At 34.8% G+C, this 1067-nt stretch carries 1 protein-coding gene; it reads right to left on the minus strand.

Going from position 1 to position 1067, the window contains the following annotated elements; translation table 11 throughout:
- Nucleotides 1–18 precede the first annotated feature (18 nt).
- Nucleotides 19–1037 (minus strand): IS630 family transposase gene (locus BV372_RS18535; protein ID WP_143845189.1). Its coding sequence is split into 2 segments (ribosomal slippage): nucleotides 19–620 and nucleotides 620–1037, totalling 1020 coding nucleotides; the frame shifts between segments, so codons are not numbered across the junction.
- Nucleotides 1038–1067: the final 30 nt, after the last annotated feature.

The raw sequence follows: 1067 nt of genomic DNA on the forward strand, positions 1-1067 counted from the left end.
ATAGCAATCCTAAATGGTTTATGAGAAAACACCATATTCATGAAGTTTAGGGAAGTCAAAAATTTGACAATGAATTGATAGCTCAAATAACGCCTTGACTACGTTAAAAGAATGACAGAAAAAATAAAATTCTCTAATTAATCGTTTTGCTTGCAGCCAAATATCTTCTACAGGATTCTGTTGTGGTGCATTTGGGGCAAACCTCAAGCAGGTAATCCACCATTGTTCTTTTTCCAATTCACGATTTAATGAATCTAGATAATCTTGAATTTCTTGTGAACGATGATAACTTGCACCATCCCAAATTATTAAAAGTTTGGCTAATGGTCGTTGTTGACGGAGATATTCTAAAAAATTAATTGTGTTTTTAGAGTTACCTTTTTCTGCTGCATAGGTGATAAATTCCTTGGTTTTATAATCTAATGCACCAAAATATGTTTGTTTAACACGAGCATTAACTACTGGTATTGTCACTCGTTCATTAGTTTTTCCCCAGACATAACCTATTATGTCTCCCCAGAGTAAATGATATTTATCTACCATGAACACAACTAGCTCTCCTGATTCTATTTCAGGTCGTCGCGTCTCCAACAATTCACAAATCTCTTTTTTTTTGAGTCTACTAATTCTTGGTCATATTTTGGATTACTTGCTTGAGTTTTCTTCCAACTAATACTGGCAGCATCAAATAAATCGTAGTAACTTTGTTTCGAGAAGAATGTCACTCCATATTTTGAAGCGATATGGTGCTCTAATTCATTTAAAGTCCATCTATCCTTAGTTTGCAACCATTCAATTACCTCGGCACGTTGAATATCATCCAGATACCCTTTACTTCCTTTATGCCCTAGTTTTAACCCATCAATCCCCATTTTAAAAAATGATTTTTTATAGGTACTTATGAACCCAGATGAGACACCTAATATTGGCATTATCTCCTCATGCTTATATCCACATAGCAGCATCTTTACTGCTGTAGCCCGCTTGATTTCACGCGGTTCTTTACTATTTTTGATAAAATCTTCTAATAATTGCATCCACATCACTACACCCTCATCTCAGTTGCA

It is taken from the genome of Nostoc sp. T09 (assembly GCF_002154695.1).
In the GTDB taxonomy this organism is placed as follows: Bacteria; Cyanobacteriota; Cyanobacteriia; order Cyanobacteriales; family Nostocaceae; genus Aulosira.